Raw genomic sequence first — 25731 nt, 5'->3', positions numbered from 1 at the left:
GCCGGCCCGGCCAGGGCCGCCCCGCTACTCGTCGTCCGGCTTCGCCTTGTTCGCCTTCTGCGGCTGCGGCGAACCCGCCGCCCCTGCCTCCGCCCTGGCCTCGCCCACCGCCGCGTCCGCCCCCTTCGCGGCCTCCACCGCCGCCGCCACCGCGTCGAGCGCGGGCTTGGGCGCGGCGGCCAGCTCGGGCGCCCCGGCCTTGTCCAGCGCCGGCGGCTGTGCGTCTCCCGTCGCCGCCGTCGCCCCCTCGTTCGCCTGTACGGCCTGGGGGACGCCCGGCGCCGACTTGTCGCCGAAGGCGGTGGTGACGGTGCGTACCGCCTCGGTCAGCTCGCCGGGGATCACCCAGAACGTGTTGTTGTCGCTCTTCGCCAGGTGCGGCAGCGTCTCCAGGTACTTGTACGCCAGGATCTTCGGGTCGGCGTTGTTGCGGTGGACGGCCTGGAACACCCGCTCCACCGCCTGCGCCTCGCCGTCCGCCCGCAGGATCATGGCCTGCTGCGCGCCCTGCGCCTCCAGGATGTCCTTCTGCTTCGTGCCCTCGGCGGTCAGGATCTTCGCCTGCCGCTCGCCCTCGGCGTGCAGGATCGCGGCGCGCTTGTCGCGCTCGGCGCGCATCTGCTTCTCCATCGCCTCCTTGATGCTGTGCGGCGGGTCGATGGCCTTGATCTCGACCCGGTTGACGCGGATGCCCCACTTGCCGGTGGCGTCGTCGAGGACGGAGCGGAGCCGGGCGTTGATCTCCTCGCGGGAGGTGAGGGTCTCCTCCAGGTCCATGCCGCCGATCACGTTGCGCAGGGTGGTGACGGTGAGCTGGTCGATCGCCTGGAGGTAGTCGGAGACCTCGTACGCGGCCTTCCGCGGATCGGTGATCTGGTAGTAGAGCACGGTGTCGATGTTGACGACGAGGTTGTCCTCGGTGATCACCGGCCGGGGATCGGACGAGTACACCTGCTCGCGTACGTCCAGCTTGGTGTTGACGCGGTCCGCCACCGGCAGGACGAAGTTCAGGCCGGGCTGGAGCGTACGGCGGTAGCGGCCGAAGCGCTCGATGTTGTAGCGGCGGGCCTGCGGGACGACCCGCACGCTGCTCGACACGAGAAAGACGACGACCAGCGCCGCCAGGAGCATCGGGATGACAACCGGGTCCACACTTCCTCCGTTGGCTGTGCGTTCTGCGGCCCGTCGGGGGCTCGGGGCTCAGGGGCTCGGGCGTTCGGGGCGTTCGGGTGCCCGGGGTGCTCAGGGAAGGAGTTCGCGGGGATAGACGACGGCCGTCGCGCCTTCGATCTCCATGACCTCCACCAGCGCCCCCACCGGAATCACCGCCGTCTCGTCCAGCGCGCGGGCCGACCACTCCTCGCCGGAGAGCTTGATCAGCCCCCGGGTCGCGGTGACCTCCTGTACGACCTCGGCCCGCTTGCCGAGCAGCGCGTCGCTGCCGTCGCGGGTCAGCGGGGTCTGCGCCATGTGCTTCAGCGCGACGGGACGTACGACGACGAGCCCCGCTGCCGCCGTCGCCCCGAGGGCCACGAACTGCCCCAGCGCACCGACGCCCACCCCGGCCACCACGGCGGCGACCATCGCGGCGCCGGCGAGCAGTCCGAAGACCAGGGTCATCGTGAAGAACTCGGCGGCACCGAGCGCCGCGGCGGCGAGCAGCCAGACGATCCACGGCATCGCGTCAGCCTCCCTCGGGGGACTCGCCTCCAACCTACCTCCCCGAAATGCCGGGCAGAACAGGCGAGTTCAGGTGGTTCCGGGATTCGGCAGGCTGTTCGCCCGCGCGCCGCCGGGGGCGGGCGCGGGGTCAGGCTCGTGCGCGTACGGGATCCGGCAGCAGCCGAGGGATGAGGCGTACGTAGATCACCATGCCGACCACCTCGACCAGGGTCTGGGTGACGACCACCACCGCGGCGGCGGCCAGCCGGTCGGGCAGCGCGAGGGCGAGAGGGAGGACGACGAGGGAGTTGCGGGTGGCGCCGGTGAAGACGATTGCGCGGCCGGCGGGGACGTCGAGGCGGAACAGCCGGGCGACGCCGAGTCCTGCGAAGGCCATCACGGCGAGGAAGAGCACGTAGAACGGCACCACGCGGGCCACGTCGCCGGCGCTGTCGTCGACCTCGGGCACCTGGGAGGCGACGACGGTGGCGAGGGTCGCGGCCATCAGCGGCACCATCGCGGTGCCCGCCGCGTCGGCGGTCTTCTGCCCGGCGGGGCGGCGGGCGGCCCACGCCTGGGTGAGCCAGGCGAGGGTGAGCGGGATGGCGATGAGGACGACGAACGCTTCGACGAAGGGGCCCGCCTCGACGATGTCGGCGAGGTCGGAGCCCATGAAGAGGTACAGGTAACCGGGCAGCAGCACCATCTGCGCGATCAGGAGGAGGGGCGTGGCGGCGAGGAGCTGGCGGCTGCTGCCGCCGGCGAGGCCGCTGAAGACGATGACGTAGTCGATGCAGGGGGTGAGGAGGACGAGCAGGACGCCCATGCGGATGGCCTGCTCGTCGGGGAGGAAGGCGAACATCGCGGCCACGACGAGCGGGACGACGGCGAAGTTGACGACGAGAGCGGCGGCGAGGAACCGGCCGGAGCGCAGGGAGCGGAGCAGTTGGGCGGCGGGCACCTGGAGGAAGGTCACGTAGAGGAGGGCGGCGAGCACGGGGTTGATGGCGTGCTCAAGACCGGGCCCGGCATCGGGCGCGACCCACCCGACGACGCCGCCGACGACGAGGGCCCCGAGGTAGACGGCGACCTGATGCCGCTCCATGGCGACGACGATCCCGCCCGGCTGCGCCACGGCTGCTCCTCACGGGGGTGGGGTGATCTGCGGTGCTCCCTAGACGGTAATCGGCGGAGCGGTGGTGGCCGGGGCGGGGGCTTGTGGCGCGGCCGGGTGCGGTTCGGGCGGGCGTCGGCGCTGAGGTCCTGTCGGTGGGCGTTGTCGGTGGGCGTTGTCGGTGGGGCTGCCTACCCTTGGGCGGGTGTGCGGGGTTGGTGTGGTGGCCCCGGGGCGGGTGTGAAGGGTGGCCGTGGTGCTGCCGGGGCGGGGGCCGCGGGGGTTCGTTCCTGGTGCGGGGCGCTGTTGCGGCGTGGGTGGGCGGGCTACGATTCGCGGCGATGACCAGGCCACGCAGGGTTCCGGACGCCGCGACGCGCCGCCTCCGCCTGCTCGGCTACGTCCTCGTCCTCCTGGGCCTCCTCGCCGGTGCGGCGTCCTGCGCCGACGCGGGCCGCTCCGACACAGCCGCGAGCCATGGGCTCGTCCTACGCGCCGCTGTTCTGCAGGGCGACGTCCTGGACGTGCTACGTCCCGACGTCCCGCCCGACGCCGTCCGGACCGCTGCCGCACCGGCGGACGACCGTGTGGCCGCCGCCACATCGTCCGGCGGCCTCCCGGCCGCCGCCTCCCCGGCCGACGCCTCGTCCGCCGACACCCTCCGCGCCGATACGCCCGGCGAAGTCGTCCTGTCCGACCGTCCGCCCGCCGGCGCGCCTCTCCCCCAGGACTGCACCGCCGCTCACACCCCCGGCGGCTCCGCCGGTGACTGTCCCGCCGCCTCCGAGCGTGCCGCCGCGCCTCCGCTCCCCGGCGCCGGGGCCTGGCCGGAGCCCGGTGACGGGCCGCCGTGTGCGCCCAGTGCGGCCGCCGTCGCCGGGTGCGGCGTCACCCCGGCCCCGCCCGGGGCCCTCCGCACCCCCGATCTCCACCAACTCCAGGTCCAGCGGACCTAGGACGGATCCCCGCGCACGCCCAGAACCGGACCGCCGCCCGCGGGGCCCGGCCCGTGCGCCCACCCGTACTCCGTCCACCACACCCCTACGCAATCACCCCGCCGCGCGTCCGCGTAGGCGCGCGACCCGGGGAGAAGGGTCCGCACACCATGGGTTCCGCCAAGTCCAAAGCCGCCGCCCGCCGTGCCCGCGTCGAAGAGCTGCGCCGCAAGGAAGCCGCCCGGGAGCGGCGCAGCAAGCAGGTCACCTATCTCGCCTCCGCCGTCGTCGTGATCGCCACCGCCGTCGGCGGCTACTTCATCGTCGACAGCGCCCGCGAGGACGACAAGGCCGCCGCGGCACCCCTCAAGGGCGAGCAGAGCTGGGACGACCTCGAACAGAACCACGTCACCGAGGACGTCGACTACAAGATGACGCCCCCCGCGGGCGGCGACCACGACCCCGCCTGGCAGAACTGCAACGCCGACGTCTACGAGCAGCCGATACGCGACGAGAACGCCGTGCACTCCCTGGAGCACGGCGCCGTGTGGGTCACGTACAGCGACAAGGCGAAGGAAGGGGACGTCAAGACGCTCACCGAGCGCGTCACCAACACCCCGTACTCGCTGATGAGCCCCCACCCCGATCAGACCGGGGCGATCACCCTCTCCGCCTGGGGCAAGCAGCTCACGGTCAAGACGGCGGACGACCCGAAGGTGGGCAAGTTCTTCGACAAGTACGTCCAGGGTCCGCAGACCCCCGAGCAGGGTGCCGCCTGCACCGGTGGGAAGGAGGCGTGACGCTCGTCCGGCCCGCCCTGCGGTGGCCGCTCGCGATGCTGGCCGCCACGGTCCTCGTCTGCGGGGCGTTCCTCGTCGTCCTCGCCACCGGCGCGGACGGCGACGACACCCCCGCCGTCCCGGACACCGGCTCCGCGGACGCCGGGTTCGCCCGCGACATGGTCGTCCACCACCAGCAGGCAGTGGAGATGTCCCTCATCGTGCGCGACCGCACCGACGACGAGGACGTGCGCCGGCTCGCGTACGACGTCATCAACACCCAGGCCAACCAGCGCGGCATGCTCCTCGGCTGGCTGGACGCGTGGGAGCTGCCGAAGTCGTCGGGCGAGCCGCCGATGGCCTGGATGGGCCACGAGATGCCCTTCGAGGCGCGCGACGGTGCGCTGATGCCCGGCATGGCGACGAACACCCAGCTCCGCCAACTGCGGGCCGCGGACGGCGAGGACGCCGAGGTGCTGTACCTCCGGCTGATGACCGCGCACCACCAGGGCGGCGTGCAGATGTCGCAGATGGCGGCGGGCGCGGTGGAGACGCAGGTGGTGCGGCGGCTGGCGGAGACCACGCTGCGCGGGCAGCAGTCGGAGATCAAGCTGATGCGGGACATGCTGGAGGAGCGCGGCGGCATCATGAAGCCGTAGCCGCGCCGTACGCCGGCGGGCGGCTCACCAGTACGCGCTGTCGTCCCACGGCTCGAAGCCCGCGAACTCGACCGGGTCGTCGTCCTCGTCCAGGACGGCGAACCCGGGCGTGAACAGCCTCCCGCGCTGCCAGTCCAGCAGCGTCTCGACCAGGCCGCCCGCCAGTGGCGGGGCCTGGTCCGCGTGCCGGGGCCAGACGATCAGCGGCCAGGCGTCGGGGTCCCTGCCCTCGGTGAGCCAGCCGAGGCAGTCGCCGTCGATGGAGCCGGCGAAGGAGAGGAAGCCGCCGGGCTCGGGCCAGATCGGCAGCGGGTACCACTCCGGGTGGCCGGCATGGAGTTCCCGGTACGCGTTCGCGATGCTCTCGGCGTGCGTACGGAACCGGCGTTCGCCGGTCCGCAGCGGGGTGTGGAAGCGCAGCCACCCGCCCCAGATCCCGGCGCCGTACTCGTCCATGAGCCGCACGTACTCCCCGGGCAGCCGGGTGCCCAGCTCGGCCCACAGCGCCTCCCAGGACCCGTCGCCGAGGTACGGCCGCGCCGGCGGCGGCGACAGCAGCCGCAGCGCGGTCGTCCCGGTGCCGGTCTCCAGTGCGACGCGGCGCTCGGCCGCGGTGAGCCGGGGCGGTACCGGCGCGGGCGGGGTCCACTGCCCGGCGTCGGGCAGGAACGCGGTCCGCGCGGCGGTGCCCGGCAGCGGGCCGAGCAGCGGTCCTGGCGGGGTGGGTAGTTCCCAGGCGTCGCGGACGGTGTGGCGGAGATAGCCGGTGAGCGTCAGGTCGTAGCGGTGCCAGGGTTGCAGGCCGCTGCCCGGTATCGGCCCCGAGTGCCGTACCACCACGGTCCACTCGTCGGGGTCGGCGGAGACCGAGGTGTCCCAGAACAGCACGTCGGTGCCGCGCGTGCAGCCCCACGCCAGCAGTCCGCCGGGCTCGGGGTGGAGCGCGGGCCGCTCCGCCTCGGGCAGGTTCCGCGCCGCGATCCGCGCCTCCCGGTGGGTCTCGCGCAGCCACGCGCCGTAGTCGAAGCGGTCCTGCTGGCCGCACGGCACGTGGATCCAGACGTATTCGCCGAAGTCCAGCGGCCCGTGCCGGTCGGCGAGTTGCCTGTAGTCGGCCGGCAGCCGCAGCCCGAGCCAGTCCTCGACGGCCGCCCAGTCGACGGGTACGGGGGCGGGCGGGCGCTCCGCGGAGGGGGTGGTGAAGGTGCTGATGTCCGACGGCAATTGACGTTCCTCCGGGGTGCGGTGCTCGGTACGCGGCCGATTCTGCCGTCTCGGGTTCAGCGGGCGAGCGCTTCGTCGAGGGCGGCGGCGAAGTCCTCGTACGACTGCGGGTTGGAGATCTTCTCGCCGCCGAGGAAGAACGTCGGTGTCCCCTGGACGTCGAGCGCGAGGCCGTCGCGCTGGTCGGCCCGCACCCGGTCGGCCGTGCGCGGGGCCGCCAGGTCGCGGTCGAAGCGGGCCAGGTCCAGGCCCAGTTCGCGGGCGAAGCCGCGGAAGACGTCCTCCTTCGGCTCCTGCGCCTCGCCCCACTCCGCCTGGGTGTCGAAGAGCTTGCGGTACATCTCGTCGAACTTGTCCTGCCGGGCGGCGGCTTCGGCGGCGCGGGCGGCGAGTTCGCCGTTGCGGTGGCCGGGCATGGGGAAGTAGCGGGCGACGAAGGTGACGCGGTCGCCGTAGCGCTCGCGGAGCTTCTCGACGGCCGGGTAGTACGCGCCGCACGCCTCGCACTCGAAGTCGAGGAACTCCACCAGGGTCAGCTCGCTGTCGGCGGGCGAGGTCAGGCGGTGGCTGTCGGCGCGTACGACGCGGGGGTCGGCGGCGGGCGCGGCGTCGGTGGGGGAGTCGTCGCCGGGCAGGAAGGCGGCGGCGAGGGCGAAGACCGCGACGAAGACGGCGGCGATGACGACGGTGGCGTAGAGGTGCTTCTTCTTGTTCCCGCTCTGGGTGGTGGTGCTGCGGTTCTCGGGCATGGGTTCCTCACGACGGGGTGCGGGCGGGCGCTGGCGTACGTACCGGCGGCGCCGGCCGGCGCCGCGTTCCCGTCCGCGTCCGTCAGGAGGCGAGGGCGAGGGCGAGGCGGCCCGGGACCGGTGGCCGGGCGGGGAGCGGGCCGTACACCGGGGGCGCGCGCAGCCGCAGTTGCCCCGGGCCGCGGTGCCGGCGGGGCGGCGCCTGGGCGGCGGGGAGCGGCGGGCGGGGCGGCGCGTACGCGGGGTGCGCGGCCCGTACGAGCCGGTGCGCGAGGACGTACCCGCGCACCTCGGCGACCACCGTCCGGCCGCGCGCCAGCAGCGCGTCCGCGGCGCCGAGCAGCCGGGCGGAGATCAGCAGCGCGACGGCCTGGGCGGCGACCAGCCCCCACGGCGGGTGCCCCGGGCCGGCGACCGCGGGGGCGGTGACCACGCACAGCAGGTCGAGCGCGAGCTGCGCGGCGACGAGGACGGCGAGCCCGCCCGTCTCCGTACGCCGCTGCCGCCCCGCGACCAGCCACCCGGCGACCGCCGAGACGGCGAAGAGCCACAGGCACCCCTGCGCCCGCAGCGCCCCGGCGGGCAGTACCGCCCCGAGCTGCGGCAGCAGCACGCACCCGGCGGCGAGCGCGGGCGCGGGGACGGAGGACGTACGAGCGGTCATGGTCGTCGCAGCCTAACCAGCACCGCCACCGGCCCCGGGCCCCGGTCCGCCCCTGACTACGATGTGGCTGCGCGCAACGCCTGCGGAGGGAAACGATCATGCGGCGGCTGGGGGATCTCGAAGCGGAGATCATGGACCGGCTGTGGAAGTGGGAGCGCCCCGCCACCGTCCGCGAGATCGTCGACGACATCAACAACGACCGCGAGCTGGCCTACACGACGGTCATGACCGTCGCCAACATCCTGTACCAGAAGGGCTGGCTGGTCCGTACGAAACAGGGCCGGGCCTGGCTCTACACCCCCGTCCGCAGCCGGGAGGCGTACTCCGCCGCGCTGATGGAGGACGCCCTCGGCGCCAGCGAGGACCGGTCCGCCGCCCTCGCCCACTTCGTCGAGGGCATGACCGACGACGAGGTCGCCGCCCTGCGCAAGGCGCTGCGCGACAGCGACGCCGCCCGCCGCGGCGAGAGCCGGGGCCCGGGGTGAGCGAGGCGCTGCCGGTCCTGGGGTACGCGGCCGTGCTGGGCGTCGTCGCGCCGCGCCTCGTGCTGCGCGGCGCGTGGCCGCACCGGGCGCCGCGGCTCGCGGTCGCGGTGTGGCACGCGCTCGCGGTGGCGTTCACGCTCTCCGTGGCGCTGGCCGCGTACCACCTGGCGACGCCCACCGAGCATCTGCACGCCAGCTTCGTCGGCTTCCTGCACTCCTGCGGCCTGGGCCTGGACCGGGGCGTGGACCTCGGCCTCGGCACCGGGCGGCCCGACCCGGGCGTTGCGAGCCGGCTGGCGGGTGCGCTGCCGGCCGCCGTCGCCGGCGCGGTGGCGGTGAGCGTCGGCGTGCACGCGTTGCGGGCGCGGCGGGTACGGGCCCGGCACCGCGCCGTGCTCGACATGGTCGGCCGCCGGTCGGCCGCGCTGGGCGCCACCGTGGTGGCGCACGGCACGCCCGTCGCGTACTGCCTGCCGGGCCGCCGCGCGCGCGTCGTCGTCAGCGAGGGCGCGCTGCGGCTGCTGTCGGCCGCGCAGGTCGACGCGGTCCTGGAGCACGAGCGGGCGCACGTCGCCGGCCGGCACCACCTGCCGCAGGCAGCGGCGGACGGCTTCGCCGCCGTGTTCCGCGGGCTGCCGCTGGCGCGGCACGTACGGCGGCAGACAGCGCTGCTGCTGGAGATGGCCGCGGACGACCGCGCGCTGCGGCGGCACCCGGGCGGGGTGCTGGCCACGGCGATGTACGAGATGGCGGCCTGCCGCGCGCCGAGCGGGGCGTTCGCCGTCGGCGGCGGGACGGTGCCGGTGCGGCTGCGCCGGGTGCTGGGCCCGCGACGGCGCGCGCACCCGGTGCTGCGGGCCGCGGTGGCGGCGGTCGCGCTGACGGTGCCGCTGGTGCCGCTGCTGGTGGCCTGCCCGCCCGCGCTGGTCTGACGGCCCGTACCCCCGGCTTGCAGGGGGTCGCTTGCCCGTGCTTCTACTAATCTACTAAGTTGCCTTTCGGTCCCTGTCGCCGCCGAGGATGAGGAGCAACTCCGCCATGGGAGCGCACCGCCGCCCGAAGTCCCCCGGCCGCGCCCGGATCACGACCCTCTCCTTCGCCGCCGGGGCCTTCACCCTGCTCTCGGCCCAGAGCGGCCAGGCCGAGCCGAAGCCCACCGTCGAGGAGGTGCGCGCGGAGGTGGAGGAGCTGTACGAGGAGGCCACTGGGCCCACCGAGGAGTACAACGCCGCCCGCGAGCGCCAGCGCGGGCTCCAGGAGGAGGCCGACAAGGCGCAGGACGAGGCGGCCCGCCAGCAGCAGGAGATCAACGAGCTACGCGACCGGATAGGCCCGCTCGCCGCCGAGCAGTACCGCAACGGCGGCATCGACCCCAGCGTGCAACTCGCCCTCTCCGCCGACCCGGACGAATACCTCCGGGAAGCCGAGTTGGCCGACCGCGTCGGCCACCGGCAGGCGTCGGCGCTCAGCGTCCTCCAGGGCAAGCAGCGGGAGCTGGCGCAGCAGCGCAAGGAGACGTCGGCGAAGCTGCGCGAGGCGGAGGAGTTCCGTACGGCAGCGGCGGAGAAGAAGAACGAGGTCCAGGCGAAGCTGACGGAGGCGCGCCAGCTCCTCAACTCCCTGACCGCCGAGGAACGCGTCCGCCTCGACGCCGCCGAGGAGCGCGACGCGGCCGAGGCCGGCACGAGCGACGCGGCGGACAGCTACGACGGCCCGGCGAGCGGCCGCGCGAAGGCGGCCCTGGACTTCGCCTACGCCCAGCTCGGCAAGCCCTACGAGTGGGGCGCCACCGGCCCGGACTCCTTCGACTGCTCCGGCCTGACGGGCGCGGCGTGGAGCGCGGCGGGGGTCTCGCTGCCCCGTACGGTCAAGCAGCAGTACGACGCGGGCCGGAAGGTCGGCCAGGCGGACATGCAGCCCGGCGACATCATCTACTGGTACAACGACACGCAGCACAACGGCATGTACGTCGGCGACGGCAAGGCGATCCACGCGCCCCGCACCGGCAAGAACGTCGAGATCGTCCCGGTCGACAGCATGCCCTTCTACGCCGCCAGCCGCCCCTGAGCCGCTGCCCGCCCGAGGTGCGGCCCGCTGCGGGTGCCCGTCAGGCCGTGCGCCGGCCGATGCCGGGAAGGAAGCGGCCGGCGCGGGCCGTGTACGCGGCGTAGGCGTCGCCGTGGACCGTCGTCAGGTACGGCTCCTCCACGACCCGTACCTGCAACTGGATCGCGACGACCAGCGCGGCGAGGGCCGCGAGGGAGACCGCGTGGGGGAGGACGAGCGCGAGGCCGGTGGCGGCGGCGGTCATGGCGGTGAAGACGGGGTTGCGTACGTGGGCGAAGAGGCCCGCGGTGACCAACTCGGTGCGCTCGCCGGCGGCGACGCCCACGCGCCAGGACGCGCCCATGTCCGTCTGCGCGACGAGGGTCGCGCCCATCGCCGCGAGCGTGACCGCCAGCCCGCCCCACTGCAGCGCGGGATGTTCGGCGGTCGGCAGCCCGGCGAGCGTCGCGACCGGCGCGGCGGCGCCGCCGAGCAGCGCGACGACGAAGAGCACCCCGGCCCACCAGGCGGCCTCACCGGGCCGCCCGGAGATCCCGCGGAACCCGGCGTCCCCGGTCCGCCGCCGCTGCACGGCCCCGCGCACCCCGAACGCGGCGACCGCCCAGGCCACGTACAACCCGAGCGCCGCCCAAGCCCACCCGCTCATGACAGTCCTCCTCGATCGGTGCCGCAGCAGTCGCACGCGGCGGTGGTGTCCATGGCGTCGGCGGTGCCGGCGGCTCCCGGGACGGCGCAGCAGGCTTCGCCCCGCCAGGCGTTACGGCCCTCCCGTACGGCGATGGCGGCGATGACCAGGGCCGCGACCGGGTCGGCGAAGGCCCAGCCGACGGTCGCGTTGAGGACGAGCCCGAGCAGCAGGACGGCCGACAGGTACGTGCACAGCAGGGTCTGCCTGGAGTCGGCCACGGCGCTGGCGGAGCCGAGTTCGCGGCCCGCGCGGCGCTGCGCGGCGGACAGGAACGGCATGATCGCCAGCGACAGCGCGGCCAGCACGATGCCGGGTACGGACGGCTCCGCCTCGGCGCCGCCGGCCAGCGCCCGTACGGCGTCGGCGGCGACGTACGCGGCGAGGGCGAAGAACGACACCGCGATGATCCGCAGCGTCCGCCCCTCCCGGGCCTGCCGGGCGGCGGGGTCGGCGGCGGAGAACTGCCAGGCGAGGGCGGCGGCGGAGGAGACCTCGACGACGGAGTCAAGACCGAAGCCGATCAGCGCGGTGGAGGAGGCGAGTGCCCCGGCGGTCAGCGCGGCGACTGCCTCGACGACGTTGTACGCGATGGTCGCCGCGACCAGCAGCCGTATCCGGCGGGTGAGCAGGGCCGCCCGGCCCGGACCGGGACCGATGCCGACGCTCGCGGCCATCGTCAGCAGCACCCCTCGGCGTCGGCGTCCGGGCAGGTCCGGTCCGTCGCCACGGCGACGACGGCGGCCCGCAGGTCGTCCAGGGCGTGGCCGAGGCGGGCGTCGGCGAGTTCGTACCGCACCCGCCGCCCGTCGGGCACGGCGACGACGAGCCCGCAGTCGCGCAGGCACGCCAGGTGGTTGGAGAGCCGGGTCCGGGAGACCCCGAGCGCCTCGGCCAACTCGGCGGGGTAGCCGGGTCCTTCGCGCAGGGCGAGCAGGACCCGGCAGCGGATGGGGTCGGCAAGCGCCCGCCCGAAGCGGGCCAGCACGTCGATGTCTACGGCGGTGGTCAGCACACCGGCGACGATACAGAAAATCCTGAATCCAGGGAAGGGTGAATCAACTGCCCGGCATCGGCGGCGCCGTCCGCGGCCGGCGCCCGCCCGGCGTGACGGAACCCACGCCGGGCGCTGCCCGGCCGCCTCCCGGCCCTGCCGGGCGTCCGCCGGCCGGACCCCCGCGGGCCGCTGCGCGGTGGCGTCGGGCCGTATGGGGCAGGGGAGTTGGTGTCGTTCTTGGTGCGGCATGGAGTGTCCGGGGGCTCCGGGGGTGTGCGCTGACGGGCCATCAGATGCGCTCGGGGCGGACGGGGGTGGGCCATTGGCTCACGGTGAGTCGACAAAACTCCTTGGGCATTGCGTTCCTGTCCCCGATGGATAATTCAGGCCCTCCTTTTCGGGCCGTATCCCGGCCGGCAGGCTTTCACCCGTCGTAACGCCGCCGGGGGGTGCGGGAAGCGATGTCCATGTCCGCAGGCCGTGCGCCCCCGGGGTGGGTGCCGGCCTTCCTTTGCACAAGTGCACCGAGTCTGCTGAGTGCGCGCACTTGTACGCTCCGGCGTCGGGCGGTTCGCCCCCGCAGCCTTTCGCAGAGGTGAATCGCGACATATTGTACTCAAGCGGACAGGTGGTGCCGTGCGGTGCCGGTCACTCTCGGTGCGCTTCGCGGCGCCCCGATCCGGATGTCAAAAGCCCCGGCTGCGGGGAATGTTGCCTCTGTGCAGGCGCCGGTGGTGCTGCACTTGCATGCTGTGGTGTTAAATAGGGAGTCGGTCTGAGCCTTGGTGGGTCCAGACCTCTTCCCGGAGGCTCCAGGGTGGTTCCCTGGAGCCTCCGGTGCGTTGCGCGACGCCCGTGCGTATTCTCCCGCCGCGTTTACCTGCCGGAAATCCAGTGGGGCCGCTGTGGGCAATTGCGGAAACCTTGTTGCATGGGAAAGGCCGTTGAGTTCCGTGCCTGGTGGCACCCGGTGCAGGCGCCGCTGAGTGGAATTTCAATCCCCACCGGTGGGGATTCTCGGGGAGGCTGCGGAAACGATCGGGCATAGCTGGGATCTGCCATGCCGTGGGGGTAAAGTAAGTGCCTCGCTTGTCGCCGTGCCGCAGCCGGACTCACCATCCGGACAGGTGCGGGGAGAGGTGCTGGACCCACCGCTTTCCCGTTCCGGACAGAAGGAGGCTCGGACCTTGGACCGCGCCGTCCCCGACGGCGTCGCAGCGCAGGCCACCCGTGTTCCGCGGGCGCGCTGTCGTGCTGCGCTGCCGCCCCACCCCCCGCCTCACCCCGCCGCCGGCGATCGCGCCGGCGCGCCCGCCCGACCGGGAGGCCAGGGGTAGAGATGGGTTCGCTTCCGTCGCAGGGTGACGGCTTCAACCCCGCCGAGGTGCTCGCAGGCCGGCTGCCCATGCCCAAGGGCAGCTTCCTGCACCACCTCCCGTGCGCCATATGGCCGTTGCTGGTGCAGGCGTGGGGCCCGGACGTCTGTGACTTCCGGGCCGGCGAGAAGCTGCCGGTCGGCCAGGACGACCGCGACTGCTTCATCGTGCTGGGTGGCTGCGTCGTCCAGAAGCGCCACCCGATGGGCCGAAGCCGGGACCTGATCGCCCGGTTCCGCGGCGTCGGCCAGTTCCTGGGCGAGGCCAAGCTCATCGAGCCCTGGTCGCAGGTGGAGACGTGCTGCCTCAGCACCACGTGGGTGCTGCCCTGCTCCGCGCAGCGGGTGAACGTCCTGCTCAAGCAGCACCCGGCGATGCAGCTCGCCCTTCTGCGCAGCCTGGAGGACCGCAACCGCGCGGACGAGAAGGTCTATTCCATGACCCGCAGGAGCACTCTCGCCCGCGTGACCACGCTTCTGGTGCACCTGGCCCACACCGCCGGGACCAGGGATCCCGTCGATCCCGACCGGATCACGATCAAGGGGCTGCGGCAGCGCGACATCTCCGACGCCCTGGCACTCAGCACGTCCACCGTCGAGAACGCGCTGCGCCACCTGCGGACCGCCGAGCGGGCAGTCGAAAGCGGGTACCGGGAGCTGGTGGTGGCCGATCTGAACGTCCTGGAGCGCCTCGACGTCACCACCTAGCCCCACCCGCACCGACCCGCCGCCCGCCCCGCGGGTGACTGCCCTCCACCCCCCCGCGCGGTTCCGGTGCCACCGGAGCCGGGCCGTGCGCATCCACGAACGGAAGCTCGATGAACCTCACCACCACCGTGGCGATCTGCAGCAGCACCGGCCTCTTCGCCGCCGCCGTCGTCACCGTGCGCCACAACCGCCGGGTCTTCGCCTGGAACAGGAGGAACTACCTCACGGACAACGCCGCCAAGGACCTGGACGACGTCGACCGGTACCTCAAGGACATCCACGAACTGCTGTGCCGGTTCGCCCAGAAGCCCAGCACGGCCGCCGACCTGGACTGCCTGCGCACCCTGCGCCACGTGATCGAAGGCTACGCCGGCCGGCCCGGCGTGCTGCGCGCCGAGTTGCAGGACATCGTGGCCCGCTGCGACGTCTACCTCGGCACGGCGCTCAAGTCGCCCGTGTCCGGGTCCAGGGCGTACCTGATGGTGGCCGCCATGGAGCAGGAGCAGGCCCGCACCCGGCTCGCGGCGGCCGTGAGCGGCGCCCAGCAGCGGGTCCGTACGCTCCGCAGGCCGTGACCCGGCCGACGGGCGGAACGGCCGAACCGGGTGCCGTGCGCCCCCGGAGTCAGATCACCAACGACCCCGCCACGAAGGCCGCGAGGACTCCCAGGGGGTGGAACGACGCGCGGTTGAAGACCGTCAGGGCCGTGGGCGCCTCGGGGTGGCGGAGGAGGTGGGCGGCGGGGAGGACGAGGGTGGGGATCGCGGTGAGGGCCGTTACCGCGAGGCCCACCGCGCCGTAGGACGGCCAGGCCGTCACGGCCAGGGCGCAGGCCGTTGCCGCCGTGAGCAGGAGCAGGGTCGCCGAGAGGCGGGCGGCGGCGCGGGGGCCGTAGACGATCGGGACCGTCTTGATGCCGAGCGGGGTGTCCTCGGCCACGTCGGCGAGGTCGTTGGGGATGTTGCGGCCGCCGATCTCCCACGCCGCCATCCACACCGCCAGCAGCCCGAGGCGCAGCGGGTCGACGGTGTCGGAGAAGGCGAACCAGCCCGCGCAGGCGCCGATCGCGACCATCGCGCCGCTGAGCAGGAACTTGTACGCCGTGACCGTGGCCAGCTTGCAGTACGCCGCCTCCAGCAGCGCCGCGCACCCGAACAGCACCGCGCACACCCAGCTCAGCGCGATCGCCACCGCCAGCGCGATCCCGCCCAGCAGCAGCACCCACGCGAGCCCCGCCGCGAACCGCAGCCTGCCCCGGGCCAGCGGGTGCCGGCCGCCCGTGCTGTCGATGTCGGGGGCCGCGCGGGTGTGGGCCATCGCCGCGCTGCGCCGGTCGAGGCGGGCGTCGAAGAGGTCGTTCGCGGCGAAGACCGCGAAGAACGCCGCGGCGGTGGCGAAGACGGCGGCGGCCAGGCGGCCAGGCGCGGGGTGGTCGGTGGCCAGCAGCGCGCCGACCAGGGGCTGGGCGATGCTCAGCAGCGCCTGGTTGCCGCGCGAGAAGCCGTACAACGCCCGCGCCTGGACCGCAAGGCTCATGGAGTGGACTCCCTGGGTTCTCTCGGCTGCGTCGGGTGCGAGGCGCTGTGCGGCCTGGGGAGGCCGGGGCCCGCGCCGACGTACCAGTGCGCGAACGCCGCGCCCGCGGCGCCCGGTTCTGCCAGCTCGCGCAGCCGCTCCAGCCGCCGCGCCAGCTCCCCCCTGCGGTCCGCGGGGTGCTCCCCCTGCGGGTGCAGCAGGTCCAGGAACCCGGCCGCCAGGTCCCGGGTGCGCAGCACCTCGGGGAGCCTGCGGGCCGTATAGCCGGCCAGGTACGTCTCGTCGCCGTCCCGGTAGCGGCGGATCAGGGCATCGGCCAGGTCGGCGGCGTCCGCGACGGCGAGGTTCATGCCCTTCGCCCCCGAGGGCGTCAGCACGTGCGCCGCGTCCCCCGCGAGGAACAGCCGCCCGTGCTGGAACCGCTGCCGCACGCTGCTGCGCATCCGCAGCACCCCGGTCTCCACGATGTCCCCCAGCCGCGGCACCGCCTCGCCCGCGCCCACCAGCCGGGCGCGCAGCCGCTCGTGCACGCGCGCGGCGGTCCAGCGCGCGGTGGCGTCCCCGGCGGGGATCTCCAGGTAGAGCCGGGCGATACGGGACGTCCGCGGCATGACGCCCGCGAAGCCGTCCTCGTGCACGGCGTACACCACGCCCGGCACCCCGCGGTCGACCTCCGCGAGGAGCGTGAGCCAGTCGTACGGGTAGCGCTCGTCCAGCTCGCCGCGCGGCGCGGTGTCCGGGGGCAGCGCCTGCGGGGTGATGCCGTGCGGGCCGTCGCAGCCGACGACGTAGTCGCAGTCGATGTCGAGACCCGCGCACTCCACCCGCGCAGGCCCGGCGCCGTCGACGTGCAGGCGGGTCGCCGGCAGGTCGAACTCCGGGGTGTGGCCCGCCGCGCCCAGGTCGGCGATGAGGTCGCGGACCAGGAGCTGCTGCGGGTACACCCAGTGCCGTACGCCCCCGGACTGCGCGCCGTAGTCGAAGCGCAGCAGCCGGCCCGCGCACAGGAAGTCGCACCAGCCGTGCCGGGTGCCCTCGGCGAGCAGCCGGCCGGCGAGGCCGTGCGCGCGCAGGTACTCGACGACCCGGTGCTCCACCAGGCCCGCCCGCGCGCGCCGTTCGACCTCGGCGCGGGAGCGGCGCTCCACGACGGCGACGTCGACTCCGGCGCGTAAGAGGACGTTTGCCAGGACAAGGCCCGCCGGTCCCGCGCCCACGACGGCGACCTGCGTACGCAATCGTCGCCGCGGCCCCGCCGCCGCGCTCGCGCCGCTCATGCCGTCTCCCCCAGATCCGCCGGTACGTGCGCGGGGTTGAACACCTCGTGCACCGCGGCCAGCACGTCGTCGCCGCACCACAGCCGGTACGTGCGGAACGCCGCCGCCCGCGACTCCGCCGCCCCCGACTCCGCCCTCGACGCCCCCGGCTCCGGCGGCCACGGCGTCACCCCGGCCCGTACGACGGTGCGCCCCAGCCGCGCGCCCGCCGCCCGCAGCGCGGGGCCCAGCGGCACCGAGGCGTCCGTCAGGCAGCGCCGGAGCGCCGGGTCGCCGCCCGGCCCTGCGACGACCCGGTTCCACGACCACATGCGGCCCCCGGCGTCGGTGAGCGTCGAGTGCCGTACGAGCACCTCGCCTTCGGTCCCGAGCAGCGCGACGACGCAGCGCGGGGCCAGCTCGGGGCGGACGACCCGGAGGGCCACGTCGCCGACCCGCATCGGCGTGCCCGCCCACGACTCCAGGAGCGTCGTCGTCAGGCCGTCGCTGCCGAGCAGCATCCGCGTCAGCGGGCTGCGGAACCGGCCGATGGCCGAGCGGGCGGTGTCGGTGCCGAAGGTGTCGAAGTTGTCGTCGTCGTGGGCTGCGGGCGGGAACTCGGTCCTCGTGGGCATACCGTTGCGGCTCACTTTCGGGTCCGGAGACGGGTCGGGACGGCAGGAGCCGGGGCGTACGACGACCGCGTGGCGGTGGCGACGAGATACCCCGGCAGTGCGAACCGAGTGTGCACCCGCAGTGGCGCTGCGCACATCCCCGCAAGTGCCCGGACGGCGGCGGCCCCGTAGACCTTGCGCAGGCTGATCAGGCCGTCGTGCGCCTGGGCCGGGCCACCGGTCAGAAACATGAGCGGCACCGACGCCAGGCACAGCGGGTGCCGCCACCCGTCCACCAGCAGCAGCGTCCGCGCCACCCGCGTGCCCTCCCGCAGCAGCGCCAGCACCCCGGCGGGCGGCAGGTGGTGCAGCGACATCGCCATCACCGCCACGTCGTACGCGCCCGCCGGGGCGTCGATCGCCGTCGCGTCGACCACCGCGCAGCGGGCCCGCGGATGCCGGCCGAGCGGCCCGGCGCGCAGCTCCTCGACGACGCGCGGGTTGACGTCGCTGGCGGTGACCCGCGCGGTGGGGTGGGCGCGGAGGATCCCGTACGCGAGCCGCCCGCAGCCGGCGCCGAGTTCGAGGACGCGGGGGTGCGGGGCGGGGCCGAACTCGGCGGCGGTGAGGCGGGCGCAGGTGCGGTAGCCGAGGGTGAGGCGCTGGAACCGGTCGAGCCCGCGGAGGACGCGGCGGGTGGTGGCGGGGTTGCCGGGGCGGTCGATGTACTCGGCTCTGTCCGTCTCGTAGAGCCGGTCCCAGCGGGCGGCGGCGGGGCCGCCGCGGGGCATGGCGAAGGGGGCTGCAGGGTCGGGGGGCGGGGGGTTCACGGCTGGTCACCGCCGGGGCCGTGGCCGTAGGCCGTGCCCGCCGCCTCGTGGCCGTACGTCTCACCCGCCGTCTCATGGCCGTTCGCCGTGCCCGCCGCCCCGTTGCCGTACGTCGCGCCCGCCACCTCGTCCGCCAGCCACGCCAGCCGGTCGCGGTCCGTGCCCGCGGGCACCGGCGCGAGCGCCTCCCGGCAGCGGTCGACGTACGCGCGCGCCATGCTCTGCGCCGCGTCCAGCGCGCCGGTGTCGTGGGCGAGCCGGGAGAGCTGCCGCTGGCGGGCGCGCTCGTCGGTGGTGCCGTCGACCAGTTCGACGAGGGCGGCCCGTTCGGCGCGGCCGCCGAGGCGGTGGGCGAGGAGTACGGGCAGCGCGGGGCGGCGGTTGCGGAGGTCGCTGCAGACGGGCTTCCCGGCGCGCAGTTCGCCGTCTCCGTCACCGTCCTCGCCCTCCCCGTCGTCGCCGGCATCGCCGTCGGCCACGTACGGCAGCAGGTCGTCCCGGATCTGGAAGGCGATCCCCATCGCCTCCCCGTACGCCGCGAGCGCCCGCGTCTCCTCCGGGCTGCCGCCGCCCAGCAGCGCCCCCACGTGGCACGCGGAGTAGAACAGCGACGCGCTCTTCAGCCGCGCCATCTCCACGTACGCGGCGATGCCTCCGTCCGCCGCCGAGGTCACCTCGCGCAGGCTGCCGCTGAGCGCGACCTCCTGGGCGACGCCGCGCGCGGTCTGCTGCCCGGCGGCGCCCAGGACCCCGACGGCGTCGAGCACGCGGTTCGCGGGCACGCCGGCCTGCCGGCAGGCGCCGACCTGCTCGAAGAGGGCGAAGAACAGCGAGTCGGCGGCCAGCACCCCGTGCGCGAGCCCGAACTCGCGGTGCGCCGCGGCCTTGCCGCGGCGCAGCTCGTCGCCGTCGATGATGTCGTCGTGGACGAGGGTCGCGACGTGGGCGAGTTCGATGCCCACGGCCGCGGGCAGCACCGCGTCGTACGAGCCGCCGACGGCACCGGCGGCGGCGAGGAGGGTGATCGGCCGCAGCAGCTTCCCGGGCGGGCAGAGCGCCCAGCGCTGCGCGGTGGCCAGGTGGTCGGAGTCGTCGGCGCCGGAACCGGTGCGGTCCAGCCAGGCGGCGATGCCGCGGTCGACGGCGTGACGCAACTCGGCGAGCGGAAAGCACGCCGGGCCGGCGTCGGTGCGCTGCATGAGGACAAGCCGCCTTCCCGGGGGCAGGGTGCGTAGGCGCCCGTTTGGCTGGTAACGACGGCGCGAAAGCGCAGGGCACTGAGGATCACCCCACTGGGGGCACGCTGCCCGCCGCGCGACGCACGACCGGGGGACATACGCGCCGTGAGGATCCGGCGGTCCGGGGTACGGGACACGCCGCGGCACGGCTTCCGGAGGGCACCTGACGCGCCGGTAACAAACATGGCGCAATAGTGATGCCCATGACAAAGAGAGGCCGTCACCGGTCTTGCCCTCGCGGGGTGGGGCTGCCTCAATGCCTAGGTATCCGGGGTGATCCACCCCGACCCCCCACCAGGAAGAGGCACTCCATGAAGAACGCACGCACCGCCCTGGGCGTCGGTGCCGCGGTCGCCGGCGCGCTGTTACTCGCGGCGCCGAGCGCGCTGGCGGTGGAGCCGCAGACCGCCACCATCGGGTTCGACTGCGGGAGTTGGGGCGCCGGCGAGGCGACGCTCGAAGCCACGCAGGACGGCACCGCCGCGACCGTCACCATCACCACCGACGCCATCACCGCCCCGATCCCGATCGGCGCGAACTCCGCGTCCTCGACGCTCACCCTCACCCGGAACGGCACCGACACGGTCGAGTTCTCCGGCAGCTCCAACCCGGCCATCCCGGCCGGCGCCCCGGCCGACACGGGTCCGCTCGACGGCACGGTCGCCTCCGGCGACTCGCTGGAGGCCACGTCCCTGACCGTCTCGGTCCTCGGCATCACGGCCACCTGCGACGCCACGACCCCGCAGAACCCGGGCCCGTTCGTCTTCGAGTGACAGACCCGCACGAACGCACCACCGGTGGCCGGGTACCCGCCCGGCCACCGACCCGTACCCGCCCCCGGTGCAGACACTGACCGGGCACCACCCCGGCGGAGGGAAACCAGCCGTCCGATTCTGTCGTCTTTTCTCGCACGGACGGGTATCGATAAGCGTTGTCCGGGCACCGATACGGCTGTTTGACACGCGACTTCGGGGGTGGGAGTGGTGGGGAACCGGCCGACGGACTGGCACGTACTCGACCTGGATGACGACCCGACCCCGGGGGATCCGGAGCGGGTCAAGCAGTTGGCGCGTGAGCTGCACGATTTCGCCGATGACGTGGCGGATGCGTTGCGGCAGATCAAGGGCATGGCCGGTGAGGATGCGCTGCTGCGGTGGGCGGGGAAGACGGCGAAGGCGTTCCAGGACGAGTTCGAGGAGGTCCCCAAGAACCTGAAGAAGCTTCAGCGGTCGTACGACCTGGCGGGTGATGCGCTTGCGGCGTACTGGCCGAAGCTGGAGCGGGCCCAGTCGCTGGCGGACAAGGCGCTGGCCAAGGGCCGGGAGGCGCAGAGTGATCTGAGCGCCGCCAGCGGGCGCCTCGATTCGGCGAACTCCTGGGTGGACCGGGCGACGAAGAAGACCGACGAGTACGACGAGAAGGAGGGCAAGGAGAAGCCCGACGAGTCCGAGGTACGCGCCGCCACCCGTAACGCCACCGACGCCAAGTCCGCCCGCGCCAGTGCGCAGAGCGCCGTCGACAACGCGCAAGGCGGCCTCGAAGCGGCCAAGAAGATGGCCGCCGACGCCAAGAAGATGCGTGAGGATGCCGCGTCCGAGGCGAAGGACAAGCTGGAGGACGCCTCCGACGCCGGGATCCAGAACCGCAAGTGGTGGGAGAAGGCGGTCGACTGGGTCAAGGACAACTGGGACACCATCGTCACCGTCTGCAAGGTCATCGTCGCCGTCCTCGGCATCGTCGTCCTCATCATCGGCGGACCCCTCGCCTGGGTCGTCCTCGCCGCCGCCCTCGTCGTCCTCGCCGACACGCTCTACAAGTACATGAACGGCGAAGCCTCCCTCTGGGACGTCGCCTTCGCCGCCCTCGACTGCATCCCCGGCATGAAGGGCCTCACCACCCTCGGCAAGCTCGCCGGCGGCCTCAAGGCCCTCGCCAAGGGCGGCCTCAAGGGCATGGCGGCTGCTCTCCGCGGCCTCGGGACCAAGGGCCTCAACAAGCTCCGCAGCGCCGCCAACGGCATGCGCAGCGGGATGGACAACCTCGTCGCCAAGGGCAAGGCGGCCGTGGGCAGGTGCCCGGGCGGGGACCCGGTGGACATGGTCTCCGGCGAGATGATCATGATCGAGACGGACGTCCGGCTGCCCGGGCTGCTTGCGCTGACCTGCACGCGGACGCATCTGTCCACGTACCGCTACGGCCGTTGGTTCGGCGCGTCGTGGGCCTCCACGTTCGACCAGCGGCTGGAGATCGACGCGGACGGCGCCGCCCTCGCCACCGAGGACGGCATGCTGCTCGCGTACCCCGTTCCCCGGCCCGGCGAGCCCGTGCTGCCGGAGGAGGGGCCGGCCTGGCCGCTCGTCTGGGACGGCACGCCCGGCGGCGAGATCCGGATCACCGATCCGGCCGGCGGTCTGACGCGGCACTTCACCGCCGACGGAGCGCAGGACGGCGGCAGTCCGCTCGTGCTGCCCGTACGCGCCGTGTCCGACCGCAACGGGCAGCGGATCGACTTCGACTACGCGCCCGACGGCCTGCCGCAGGCGATCCGGCACAGCGGGGGCTACCACGTGGACGTCCGCACGGACGACGAGGGCAACATCACCGCCCTCGCCCTGCGGGAGGGCGAGGACAGCACCGTGCTCGTCTCGTACGGATACGACGCCGAAGGCAACCTCACCGAGGTCGTCAACTCCTCCGGAGAACCCTTTCGCTACACCTACGACGAGCAGAGCCGCATCACCGCCTGGACCGACCGGAACGGAAGCTGGTACGCGTTCGAGTACGACGCCGAGGACCGCTGTGTGCGCGGCAGCGGCGCCGACGGCTTCCTCGACTGCACCATCGCGTACGACGCCCGGGCCAGGACCACCGCGTACACCGACTCCCTCGGCCACACCACGGTCCACCACCACAACGAGCTGCTCCAGCGCACCTCCGTCACCGACCCGCTCGGCAACACCGACCACTGGACCTACGACGAGCGAAACCGCCTCCGCTCCCACACGGACGCCCTCGGCCACACCACCCGCTACGACTACGACCGGGCCGGCAACCTCATCGCCGTCACCTCGCCCGACGAGACCAGCGTCACCGCCGAGTTCAACGACATCCACCTGCCCCTCGTCCTCCACGGCGCCGACGGCACCCGCTGGAGCTACACCTACGACGAGCGCGGCAACCGCACCTCGGCCACCGACCCCCGCGGCGCGACGACCACCTTCGCGTACGACGGCGCCGGCACCCTCACCGCCCTCACGGATCCCCTCGGCGTCACCACCCGCGTCGAGTGCGACCCCCGGGGGCTGCCGGTGCGCACGGTCGACCAGCACGGTGCCGCCATCGAGCGCCGCCGCGACGCCTTCGGCCGGATCGCCGCCACCGTCGACGCCCTCGGCCAGGTCACGCACGTCACCTGGACCACCGAGGGCAAGCCCGTCACCCGCACCCACCCGGACGGCACGGCCGAGACCTGGCACTGGGACGCCGAGGGCAACCTCGTCGCCCACACCGACCCCGCCGGCGCCACGACCCGCTTCGCGTACACGCACTTCGATCTGCTCGCCGCCCAGACGGGCGCGGACGGAGCGCGGCGGACCTTCGCGTACGACACCGAACTCCGCCTCACCGCCGTCACCGATGCCCGCGGCGCCACCTGGACGTACGACTTCGATGCCGCCGGCCGGCTCGTCGCCGAGTCCGACTTCAACGACCGCGTGCTGCGCTACGCCCGCGACGCCACCGGGGAGCTGAGCACGCGCACCAACGGCGCCGGGCAGACGACGACGTACCGGCGCGACTCCCGCGGCCGGATCGTGGAGAAGCTCAGCGGCACCGCCGCCACCACGTACGCGTACGGCCTCGACGGCCGCATGGTCCGCGCCGAGAACGCCGACGCGGTGCTGGAGGTGGAGCGGGACGACGCCGGGCGGCTGCTGCGCGAGACCGTCAACGGGCGCACCACCGGCTACGCGTACGACGAACTGGGCAGGCGGTGCCGCCGCAGCACACCCTCCGGGGCGGTCAGCGAATGGGAGTACGCGGACAACGGGCTGCCGGTGCGGCTGGTCGCCGACGGGCACGAGGTCACGTTCGCGTACGACGGGATCGGCCGCGAGACGGAGCGGGTCTTCGGTGACGGGTTCCGCATCGGCCAGCGGTGGGACGAGAGCCACCGGCTCGTCGGCCGCGAGCTGACGGCCCCCGGTGGGCCGGCGGGGGACGACCCCCTCGCGAAGTTCCGCACCGTGGGCCGTACCGCCTACCGCTACGACCCCGCGGGCCGGCTCGTCGGCCTGGACGACCTGCACACCGGCTCCCGTGCACTCGAACTGGACGCCGAGGGCCGGATCACGACGGTACGGGCCGAGGGCTGGAGCGAGCGCTACGCCTACGACGCCGCGGGCAACGTGACGTCGGCGGCGGCGGGTACGGCAGCCGAAGCGGGCGCCGCCGGCGCCGGACCGGCCGCCGAGCCGGAGGCGTACACGTACACGGGCAACCGCCTCCGGCGCGCCGGCCGGTCCCGCTACGACTACGACGACCAGGGCCGCTGCACGAGCATCACCCGCCGCACGCTCTCCGGCACCCGGCGCACCTGGCTGTTCACCTGGGACGCGGACGACCAGCTCACCGCCGTCGTCACCCCCGACGGCAGCCGGTGGCGCTACCGCTACGACCCCATGGGCCGCCGGCTCGCCAAGGAACTCCTCGACGCGGCCGGGGGCGTGGCCCGGCGGGTGGACTTCGCCTGGGACGGCGACCGGCTTGCGGAACAGTCGACGCGCACCGACGACGGCGGCAGCCACTCCGTCACCTGGGACTACGAACCGGGCGGCCACCGGCCCGTGGCCCAGAGCGAACGCCGCTCGCTGCGCGACGCGCCGCAGGAGGAGATCGACCGGCGCTTCTACGCCATCGCCACCGACCTCGTCGGCGCGCCCACCGACCTGATCACCCCGGACGGCGAGGTCGTCTGGCGCCACCGCGCCACGGTGTGGGGCAGCCCGGCCGGAACCGCCACCGCCACCCGGGCCGCCTGCCCCCTGCGCTTCCCCGGCCAGTACGCGGACGAGGAGAGCGGCCTCCACTACAACCGCCACCGCTACTACGACCCGCGCAGCACCCGCTTCCTCACCCCCGACCCCCTCGGCCTGGCCGCCGCACCGGACGACTACGCGTACGCGCCGAACCCGCTGACGTGGTCCGACCCGCTGGGCCTGCAGATGTGCCCGCAGTTCCTGCGCATCGACTGGCTGACGGAGAAGCTGCTGTCGCGGGTCTCGTACCAGTACCAGAGGTTCGTCACGCACACCGACTACGAGCAGGTCTTCAAGCTCAAGAACGGCCGCGAGGTGCACGTGGACGGCGGGCCGACGGCCGACAACTTCATCGTCGAGGCGAAGTGGACCGGAAACGAGAAGCAGTGGTCGTCGTCCCAGTACAACCCGGAGCACCGCCACTACAACCAGGACCGGATCATCGACCAGGCGGAGCGGCTGGTCGCCCTCAACGACGAACTCGGCGCCAACGGCGTCCGCTACGCCACCTCCAGCCCGCAGGGTGCCGACCACCTGCGCGAACTGTTCTCCGACAGCTCGGTCAGCCAGTCGGTGGCCGACGCGCTCAGTGATGGCAGACTGCAGGTGTTCCACGTACCGGCGAACGGGATGATCAGCACATGAACGAACTCATCGCTCTCGTCCAGCGCCTGGCCGCCGAACCGCAGCTCACGGGCGAGCTGCTGGCGGCGACGCTTGAGGAGGAAGGCTGGTCGGTGCTGCGTGCCAGGCCCGGAGCACCCTTTCCGCGGGTCTGGGAGAAGGACGGCCTGACGGCGGGCATCCAGGGCGATCCCCCGGAGACGCACCTCGCGGTGACGCTGTGGCTGCGGGAGGCGGACGAGGACGAGGGCTTCGAGGCCCTCGAAGCGCTGCACGATGAGGCGGAGGCGGAGTCGCGCCGGGTGGCGGGCGAGCTGGAGCAGGGCCCGCTCGGCGGGGAGCTGGCGCCGCCGACGGGAGATCCGTCCCGCGGGCTCGACTACATCCACCACCGGGCCTGGCAACTGGGGGACCGCACTCTCCTCGTGGGCTCCATCCAGCAGGACTCCGACCTGCCGGTGGTCGTCGAGGCGGTCATCGGCTGACCGGCGCCC

25 protein-coding genes are annotated in these 25731 nt (G+C 73.8%); 11 read left to right on the top strand and 14 right to left on the bottom strand.

All coding sequences use genetic code 11. The features are described from left to right. Positions 1-24: 24 nt before the first annotated feature. The 3 genes from CXR04_RS17185 to CXR04_RS17175 form a co-directional block, all read right to left on the bottom strand. On the bottom strand, positions 25-1152 hold the full coding sequence (locus tag CXR04_RS17185; protein WP_101423290.1) for an SPFH domain-containing protein: 1128 nt from the start codon (positions 1150-1152) through the stop codon (positions 25-27). Between the two features lie 90 nt (positions 1153-1242). Further along, on the bottom strand, positions 1243-1680 hold the full coding sequence (locus CXR04_RS17180) for an NfeD family protein (protein ID WP_101423289.1): 438 nt from the start codon (positions 1678-1680) through the stop codon (positions 1243-1245). A 130-nt stretch (positions 1681-1810) separates the two neighbouring features. Then, positions 1811-2767, bottom strand: coding sequence for an arsenic resistance protein (locus CXR04_RS17175; RefSeq protein ID WP_442802462.1), 957 nt, complete (start codon positions 2765-2767; stop codon positions 1811-1813). Positions 2768-3117: 350 nt separating this feature from the next. On the opposite strand from CXR04_RS17175, the gene CXR04_RS17170 reads away from it, so the two are divergent. The 3 genes from CXR04_RS17170 to CXR04_RS17160 all read left to right on the top strand — a co-directional run bounded on the left by CXR04_RS17170 (position 3118) and on the right by CXR04_RS17160 (position 5149). Beyond that, positions 3118-3732: a hypothetical protein gene (locus CXR04_RS17170; protein WP_101423287.1), complete on the top strand. Its 615-nt coding sequence runs from the start codon at positions 3118-3120 to the stop codon at positions 3730-3732. Between the two features lie 149 nt (positions 3733-3881). After that, positions 3882-4511 carry a DUF3105 domain-containing protein gene (locus CXR04_RS17165; RefSeq protein WP_101423286.1) on the top strand — a complete coding sequence of 210 codons (630 nt, stop codon included), beginning with the start codon at positions 3882-3884 and terminating at the stop codon, positions 4509-4511. Then, positions 4487-5149, top strand: coding sequence for a DUF305 domain-containing protein (locus CXR04_RS17160; protein WP_101426428.1), 663 nt, complete (start codon positions 4487-4489; stop codon positions 5147-5149). The genes CXR04_RS17165 and CXR04_RS17160 overlap by 25 nt, the downstream gene beginning before the upstream one ends. A gap of 24 nt (positions 5150-5173) precedes the next feature. On the opposite strand, the gene CXR04_RS17155 is transcribed toward CXR04_RS17160, so the two are convergent. The 3 genes from CXR04_RS17155 to CXR04_RS17145 form a co-directional block, all read right to left on the bottom strand. Further along, positions 5174-6373 (bottom strand): hypothetical protein, encoded by a 1200-nt coding sequence (locus CXR04_RS17155; protein WP_101423285.1) that lies wholly within the window; start codon positions 6371-6373, stop codon positions 5174-5176. Between the two features lie 56 nt (positions 6374-6429). Then, on the bottom strand, positions 6430-7122 hold the full coding sequence (locus CXR04_RS17150) for a DsbA family protein (RefSeq protein ID WP_101423284.1): 693 nt from the start codon (positions 7120-7122) through the stop codon (positions 6430-6432). Positions 7123-7204: 82 nt separating this feature from the next. Then, positions 7205-7786 carry a hypothetical protein gene (locus CXR04_RS17145; RefSeq protein WP_234380282.1) on the bottom strand — a complete coding sequence of 194 codons (582 nt, stop codon included), beginning with the start codon at positions 7784-7786 and terminating at the stop codon, positions 7205-7207. Positions 7787-7884: 98 nt separating this feature from the next. Between CXR04_RS17145 and CXR04_RS17140 the strand changes: the two genes are divergently transcribed. The 3 genes from CXR04_RS17140 to CXR04_RS17130 all read left to right on the top strand — a co-directional run bounded on the left by CXR04_RS17140 (position 7885) and on the right by CXR04_RS17130 (position 10338). After that, the gene (locus CXR04_RS17140) at positions 7885-8271 is read left to right on the top strand and encodes a BlaI/MecI/CopY family transcriptional regulator (RefSeq protein ID WP_101423283.1); all 387 of its coding nucleotides are present in this window, start codon (positions 7885-7887) and stop codon (positions 8269-8271) included. Beyond that, positions 8268-9203, top strand: a complete 936-nt coding sequence (locus tag CXR04_RS17135) for a M56 family metallopeptidase (protein ID WP_101423282.1) — start codon at positions 8268-8270, stop codon at positions 9201-9203. Before CXR04_RS17140 ends, CXR04_RS17135 begins: the two co-directional genes overlap by 4 nt. A 106-nt stretch (positions 9204-9309) precedes the next feature. Next, positions 9310-10338: a C40 family peptidase gene (locus CXR04_RS17130; protein ID WP_101423281.1), complete on the top strand. Its 1029-nt coding sequence runs from the start codon at positions 9310-9312 to the stop codon at positions 10336-10338. Positions 10339-10378: 40 nt separating this feature from the next. Here the strand turns inward: CXR04_RS17130 and CXR04_RS17125 are convergent, their stop codons facing one another. From CXR04_RS17125 to CXR04_RS17115, 3 genes are read right to left on the bottom strand one after another with little or no spacing between them, the layout of a single operon-like run. Beyond that, complete coding sequence (locus tag CXR04_RS17125) at positions 10379-10984, bottom strand: methyltransferase family protein (protein WP_101423280.1); 606 nt, start codon at positions 10982-10984, stop codon at positions 10379-10381. Continuing rightward, a complete protein-coding gene (locus CXR04_RS17120) occupies positions 10981-11700 on the bottom strand; it encodes a cation transporter (RefSeq protein ID WP_101426427.1) in 720 nt (239 codons plus the stop codon). Before CXR04_RS17120 ends, CXR04_RS17125 begins: the two co-directional genes overlap by 4 nt. A 2-nt stretch (positions 11701-11702) precedes the next feature. After that, positions 11703-12038 carry an ArsR/SmtB family transcription factor gene (locus tag CXR04_RS17115; protein ID WP_101423279.1) on the bottom strand — a complete coding sequence of 112 codons (336 nt, stop codon included), beginning with the start codon at positions 12036-12038 and terminating at the stop codon, positions 11703-11705. Positions 12039-13359: 1321 nt separating this feature from the next. Between CXR04_RS17115 and CXR04_RS17110 the strand changes: the two genes are divergently transcribed. Both CXR04_RS17110 and CXR04_RS17105 read left to right on the top strand, forming a co-directional pair. Next, entirely contained in the window at positions 13360-14103 is a 744-nt protein-coding gene (locus CXR04_RS17110; protein ID WP_101423278.1) for a Crp/Fnr family transcriptional regulator, read from the top strand. Positions 14104-14213: 110 nt separating this feature from the next. Continuing rightward, complete coding sequence (locus CXR04_RS17105) at positions 14214-14678, top strand: hypothetical protein (protein ID WP_101423277.1); 465 nt, start codon at positions 14214-14216, stop codon at positions 14676-14678. Between the two features lie 49 nt (positions 14679-14727). Here the strand turns inward: CXR04_RS17105 and CXR04_RS17100 are convergent, their stop codons facing one another. Genes CXR04_RS17100 through CXR04_RS17080 form a run of 5 tightly spaced genes read right to left on the bottom strand, consistent with a single transcriptional unit; the run spans position 14728 to position 19538 of the window. Then, positions 14728-15639: a UbiA family prenyltransferase gene (locus CXR04_RS17100; RefSeq protein WP_234380281.1), complete on the bottom strand. Its 912-nt coding sequence runs from the start codon at positions 15637-15639 to the stop codon at positions 14728-14730. Next, on the bottom strand, positions 15636-16916 hold the full coding sequence (locus tag CXR04_RS17095) for an FAD-dependent monooxygenase (RefSeq protein WP_101423276.1): 1281 nt from the start codon (positions 16914-16916) through the stop codon (positions 15636-15638). Before CXR04_RS17095 ends, CXR04_RS17100 begins: the two co-directional genes overlap by 4 nt. Beyond that, positions 16913-17530 (bottom strand): hypothetical protein, encoded by a 618-nt coding sequence (locus CXR04_RS17090; RefSeq protein ID WP_101426425.1) that lies wholly within the window; start codon positions 17528-17530, stop codon positions 16913-16915. Before CXR04_RS17090 ends, CXR04_RS17095 begins: the two co-directional genes overlap by 4 nt. Positions 17531-17541: 11 nt before the next feature. Then, positions 17542-18339 carry a class I SAM-dependent methyltransferase gene (locus CXR04_RS17085; protein ID WP_101423275.1) on the bottom strand — a complete coding sequence of 266 codons (798 nt, stop codon included), beginning with the start codon at positions 18337-18339 and terminating at the stop codon, positions 17542-17544. Next, positions 18336-19538, bottom strand: a complete 1203-nt coding sequence (locus tag CXR04_RS17080; protein WP_101423274.1) for a polyprenyl synthetase family protein — start codon at positions 19536-19538, stop codon at positions 18336-18338. The genes CXR04_RS17085 and CXR04_RS17080 overlap by 4 nt, the downstream gene beginning before the upstream one ends. Before the next feature lie 350 nt (positions 19539-19888). Here CXR04_RS17080 and CXR04_RS17075 point away from each other — a divergent pair, with 350 nt between their 5' ends. From CXR04_RS17075 to CXR04_RS17065, 3 genes are all read left to right on the top strand, one after another. Beyond that, positions 19889-20350: a hypothetical protein gene (locus CXR04_RS17075; protein WP_101423273.1), complete on the top strand. Its 462-nt coding sequence runs from the start codon at positions 19889-19891 to the stop codon at positions 20348-20350. 210 nt (positions 20351-20560) lie between these two features. Next, on the top strand, positions 20561-25258 hold the full coding sequence (locus CXR04_RS17070; protein WP_101423272.1) for an RHS repeat-associated core domain-containing protein: 4698 nt from the start codon (positions 20561-20563) through the stop codon (positions 25256-25258). Further along, positions 25255-25722 (top strand): hypothetical protein, encoded by a 468-nt coding sequence (locus tag CXR04_RS17065; protein ID WP_101423271.1) that lies wholly within the window; start codon positions 25255-25257, stop codon positions 25720-25722. Before CXR04_RS17070 ends, CXR04_RS17065 begins: the two co-directional genes overlap by 4 nt. Positions 25723-25731: the final 9 nt, after the last annotated feature.

This window comes from Streptomyces sp. CMB-StM0423, from assembly GCF_002847285.1.
In the GTDB taxonomy this organism is placed as follows: domain Bacteria; phylum Actinomycetota; class Actinomycetes; order Streptomycetales; family Streptomycetaceae; genus Streptomyces.
This window is presented reverse-complemented; position numbering and strand designations above follow the sequence as displayed.